This window comes from SAR324 cluster bacterium (assembly GCA_029245725.1).
In the GTDB taxonomy this organism is placed as follows: Bacteria; SAR324; SAR324; order SAR324; family NAC60-12; genus JCVI-SCAAA005.
Genome location: JAQWOT010000082.1, coordinates 1 through 5,699 on the forward strand (window position 1 = coordinate 1; position 5,699 = coordinate 5,699).

Below are 5,699 nucleotides of genomic sequence, written 5' to 3' on the forward strand. Positions count from 1 at the left end.
GTGAAACTGGAAACCACTTGTTGAGATAACTGAAAAATTATGATTTATGAAAAATGTTATATTAAATCAAAATAAGTTGCTTCTGAGAATCTAGCGAACTTCAAAGTACCATTAGGATCGAAAGTAAAACCCAGATTCTGCAAGAAAAATCCTTATTCAGTTTCATGAGAAATGGAGTGCCCATTTGACTTTGCCAAAGCACCGTCGCAAGGTGACGTGGTCTTCAAATTGATCCCTACCAAAATGAATATTTAATTTTTTGTTGAACTCACGATCAGTAACTCTTCATGTCTTTGTTACCCATTACAATTGAACAGACCAATCAAATTCTCGAGGCTTTGCCCGAGGATCATCAGCTTCATCTCTTTGCTCGTCATTATTGCCAGAACCTATCCCAGGTCCTTTGGCAGCGCTTCAGCGTGTGTGAGTGGTGTGTATTCCTACAAGAGCGTTATCAGAACTTTTTGGTGGCTACGAAGCAGGAAGGGTTGATTCTAGTTGGGAAGGGAGAGGGGCGAGCGACAAGTCGAATTGTGGTCGAAGTGCTTAAGCCCGACATGCAGTATCAATTATTGACCCTGCTGGAGTTGCTGCGCGATTTGGACTTGCGGATCAAGCTGAACATTCACCCAGTCTTGCCCCTTCGCCAGGAGGAGGGAGCGTGGCAAATTCTTGCAGATGATCAGCAGTGCGAAAAGCTCTTCGACATGATTTATCTGGAAATAGAAGATACCGCCAACGAGGAGCGATTGTCTCAATTATGCCAGCGCCTACCAACTCACATTGATGCTCTACACAGTGTGCGTGAAGACCTTGCTAAACTGCAGCAGATCCGCCCAAGACTGACCCAGCTACTGCAGAACAGCAACCAGTCTGCTGCTGAAGGACGTGAGGCCTGGATTCAGTTGTTGGAGTGGTTGCACGAAGACAACTTCTCACTCTTCGGTTTTGCTGTCTATCATCACACGAGTCAGGGAGTACAGCTGGAAGAGGACTCCAGCCTTGGGCTACTGCATGATCATCAAGCTTGGAAAGCGGATTCCTTGCAAGAGACGCTACAAGCCTTGCTGTGGCAGGAAAGGGAAGCCTCAGAATCTTTCATCATGGAAAGTCTACGCTTTACTTCCCCATTACAGCGTTTTGAAAACCTGTTGCTGTTGCGCCTCAAGTTTCCAGAAGCTGAGGGTTGGCGTGAGGAAATTCTCGTTGGCTTGTTGCGCAAGACCTCCTTGCAGGCTCGCAATCTTGAGACTCCACTGATCCGTGAAAAGATGCAGGCCATCTTTGAAGCCCGCCAGATGCGACCCTATGGCTACAACTACAATGAGGCAATCCGTATTCTCAGTGGAATGCCCAAGTTCGTCCTTTTCCGAGCCCCCACTGCGGAATTGCTCCAAATCATTGACACCCTGCTCTTCATTGACGATCCAAGCCGGATTCACTGCTTCCAGGTTGGTCAGCAATATATCCGCAAGGGTGCCTCTCCTGCTTTGCATCTACTCGTAGTCTTGCCAAATTTGCTCTACACCCCAGCAAATGTATTGGAGATTGTGAAGTTCCTGCGAAGTGAAGTGCCCCATCAATCCAGTGAATATGTGCAGGCGTACGGCGAAGAAAAAAGCCGTGTTCATGTCTACTTCGAGTTATCGAACGGCAACTGGACTCCCAACCTGGCAGCCTTGGAAAACGAACTAATTCGTCGATTGAAGCCTTGGGAAGAACAGTTGCGTGATGCTCTCTCCGTTTCTGTCCCGGGTCCGCAGGGCCTAGAAATCTTTGAGCGCTACTTGCCTCGTCTACCCAAGCAGTACAAGGTGAGAGTCACCCCTGAAATGGGGGCTCAGGACTTGTTTGAGATCGAGCGGCTGAAACCAGATTCAGGAGTTCACTTTACGCTCAAGGAATTTCAACTGGCCAATGCTTTAGAAGAACCCGTCTCCTTGTTGACGCTCTACAGCCGTAGCCGTACACACCTGATCAAGGTGATGCCGGTTCTACTGAATGCAGGTCTTTATGTAGTAGATCAACTGACAACGCGAGTTGGCACTCCCCAGGGAGAGAATCTGGGCTTTATCCAGACCTTTCGTGTAACCCACCAAGACGGTAGACAAATTGAAGAGAATGTCTATCAGCAGAAATTATGTGAGCTGCTCGGAGCCGTATTCGCTCAGCTTAGTGAAAATGATCCACTCAATGCGTTGGTGTTGGCTGCCAACCTGGATTGGCGAGAGATCAACGTATTGCAGGCCTACCGTAATCTGTACCTACAACTTGGTGGCAATATCAGCCGTAACGTGGTCAACCAAGCTCTGCTAAAGTATCCAGCAATTAGCCGAAATTTCTGCGAAATCTTCCGAATGCTCTTTGCACCTGATTCACGTTACGGTGATCCAAGTCATCGTCGAGAGGTGCTCTTGCCACAGGTTCGGCGGCACTATCTGGATACTTTGCATCCGGTTCAGGAAATCAACCACGACCTAGCCTTTCGGCATCTACTGAGTCTGTTGGAAGCCACCCTGCGTACGAACTTCTTTCAGAATACAGGTCGACACAACACCCTGCTGGCGCTCAAAATCGCTTCGGGTCAGGTCGAGCAAATGCCCATTCCCACACCTTATCGAGAGATTTATGTCCACGATGTCAACCTTGAAGGGACGCATCTACGATTTGGGCCAGTGGCTCGTGGTGGCTTACGCTGGTCGGATCGGCCGGAGGACTTCCGCATGGAAGTATTGGGATTGGTCAAAACCCAGCAGACCAAGAACGTGGTGATTGTTCCGGTTGGCTCCAAGGGGGGCTTTGTCATTAAGCAGTTGCCAACCAGTCGAGAAGCAGCACAGGCTATGGCCAAAGAGGAGTATCAACGCTTTATTCACGGATTGTTGTCGGTAACAGATAATAGGGATGTGGATGGACAGGTGCGCCCTCCGAAGCAAACAATCTGCTATGACGATCCCGATCCCTATCTCGTTGTGGCAGCGGATAAGGGGACCGCAACGTTCTCTGATCTGGCCAACTCTGTTTCTGAAAAGACTGGATTTTGGCTAGGCGATGCCTTCGCTTCGGGGGGATCCCATGGTTACGATCACAAGGTTGTTGGGATCACAGCAAGGGGAGCGTGGGAATGCGTCCGTCTGCACTTCTTGGAGCGAGATCATGACATCCAGCAGGAGCTGACCACCGTGATTGGAATCGGAGATATGAGCGGAGATGTGTTTGGCAATGGGATGTTGCTCAGCAAAGCTTTACAGCTGAAGGCTGCCTTCAACCACCAGCATATTTTCCTTGATCCCAATCCAGACCCCGGGACAAGTTGGCAGGAGCGCAAACGCTTATTTGAGCTACCCCGCTCTACTTGGCAGGATTATGCATCTGACCAGATCAGTGAAGGTGGTGGAGTATTTGATCGGCGTGCAAAGGAGGTTCAGCTGTCTTTGTCTGTTCGTGAGATGCTGAGAGTCGAACGAGAGGTGATGACAGGTGAGGAACTCGTGCAGGCCATTCTGCGAATGCCCGCGGATCTTTGCTGGTTCGGTGGGATTGGGACATATGTGAAGGCTAGTCCACAAAACCATCTGCAGGTTGGTGATCAAGCAAATGACTTAGTACGGATCAATGCGGAAGAGTTGCAGGTAAGGGTAATTGGTGAGGGAGCAAATCTTGGTTTGACTCAGTCTGCACGGATCTCCTTTCATCAGCAGGGTGGGGCATTGAACACGGACGCGATCGATAATTCGGCTGGCGTCAACATGTCGGATTATGAGGTCAACCTAAAGATTCTGCTACAATTATTATTGCGTGAGAGAGTGGTGACCAATGTGGAGGAGCGTAACCAACTACTGGGGAATGCTACTGAGGAGGTTGCTGAATTGGTGTTGGCGAATAATTGTGGTCAACATCGTTTGATCTCCATGGATCAGCTTCGATCTCGCCATGATTTCTGGGCGTATCGCCAGTTGATTCACCTGCTGATTGAACAAGGAATGAACGCCCGCAGCGAATACATTCCAGACGTAAGGCAACTGGATCAGCTGGAGCAAAGCGGAGAGGGACTGCCACGTCCGGTTTTGGCTGTCCTTCAAGCCTATGTCAAAATGCACCTCTATGATGAGTTGTTGGCGTCTTCACTAATTCCTGAATTCACAGGTGATGAAACCTCAGCACTTTATGATGAACTCTACTTGGGGTACTTGCCGGGCTCCTTTAGAGATCGATTCCCTGAGGAAGCCCTGCAGCGTCATCCTCTACGACGAGAGATCATCGCCACTGTACTGACCAATCGTTTGATCAACCACGCTGGCTGTACGTTTTTCTTTAATTTGCAGTCAAGCAGTGGATGTGATCTGACCACATTGGTGGAGGGATATTTTGCCTTGGAAGCCAGCCTCGAACTACCAACTTTGCGAACACAATTGCTGGAGGCTTCAGTCTCGGAAGCTGTGCGGTATGAGGCATTCTTAGCGGTGGAACAAACACTAGTGTTGTTACTGGAGAACTTGGTGCAGACCAACTCGGCTCCAACCTTGTCCAAAGTGCAAACCCTTGCAGAATTGTTCAAGGAACTATGCTCTTTGCGAGGGGATCATCCGGAGAGCTTAGAGAAGTGGGAAAAAGCCGGCTTTACTCCTGAGTTGGTCCAAACCCTAAGTGGATTCGAACAGTTGCGTTCTGCACCAGCGGTTCTACAACTGCGGCAAGAGACGGAAATGCCAATTGCTCAAGCCCAGGAGAGTGTGCGTGGGCTGAACGGTTTGCTCCAGCTAGATTGGTTGGAGCAAGTACTGGAACAGCTATCCCTGATTAATCAGTGGGAGCAACTCCAACAGGAATTACTACTGCAGAGTATTCAAGCCCAGCAGTTTCGGCTATTACGCTTGCTGCACCATTCTGCACATTCTTCTAACACTCCATTCTCCAGAGAGGCGTTACCGAAGAAAAATGTAGAAGAACCGGTCAAAGAATCTTTGGAGCAGATCAACCACAAAGCCTTAGGAGCGTATTTGGAAGTCATTGAGCAATTCCAGCAAGTGGGAACCCCTGATTTGATCATGCTGACTGTGGCAGTCCAGCGGCTACAAGCGATTAGCTAGTGATAAAGATTTGCAAGTCACTGGCAGACATTCCAGCGAAAATAAGCCAATAAATCTATTTTTCCAATAGCTTTTACATTGCAAAAGAGAAAAAGTGGTCTGCCTCCATCAAGATATCTCTTTTAGGATTGTCACCCTTCCGCTGAAAAGTGAAGGGACGGCGTTGGAGCTTAAGGGTTGTTTAGCTTATGGATGAGCAGTTTCAAAGAAACTTCCAACATCGTTTTTGATTTGCTCTAGCAAAGCGTTTGCGATGGAGCCTGATTCGGCAGTTCAGTGATTCGATTTGTGTGGTGAAGGTCTTTCCCGCGTAATGCTTAGCCTGTGGAATGAAATTCTCGTAGGCCTTCAGCAAGTCTGTGCCATAGCCCATCGTCGGTAGGTGCTTGATCTGCTGCCAGAGAGCTCTACTGGTTTTGATCGTCCTTCTTCCACAGACAAAGCTGAGGACCTTGCCAAAGATGGAGTCCACCGCTAGCCAGAGCCAACACTGGGACTTTTTTTAGCGATGAAAGTGTGGAGTTATGAAAGAGCAGGCTTCGGTCTGTGTTGGGCTTGCTGGGAGTGCTTGGGCAGCTTGCACCAACCAGCGAGAGACCGTCTTGTGAT

1 protein-coding gene and 1 pseudogene are annotated in these 5,699 nt (G+C 49.0%); one reads left to right on the plus strand and one right to left on the minus strand.

Annotated features, from left to right (window positions below; genetic code table 11):
- Window positions 1-287 precede the first annotated feature (287 nt).
- Window positions 288-5,090, plus strand: coding sequence for an NAD-glutamate dehydrogenase (locus P8O70_03530; protein MDG2195953.1), 4,803 nt, complete (start codon window positions 288-290; stop codon window positions 5,088-5,090).
- A 202-nt stretch (window positions 5,091-5,292) separates the two neighbouring features.
- Here the strand turns inward: P8O70_03530 and P8O70_03535 are convergent.
- Window positions 5,293-5,571, minus strand: a pseudogene (locus tag P8O70_03535) (IS1 family transposase).
- Between the last annotated feature and the right edge of the window lie 128 nt (window positions 5,572-5,699).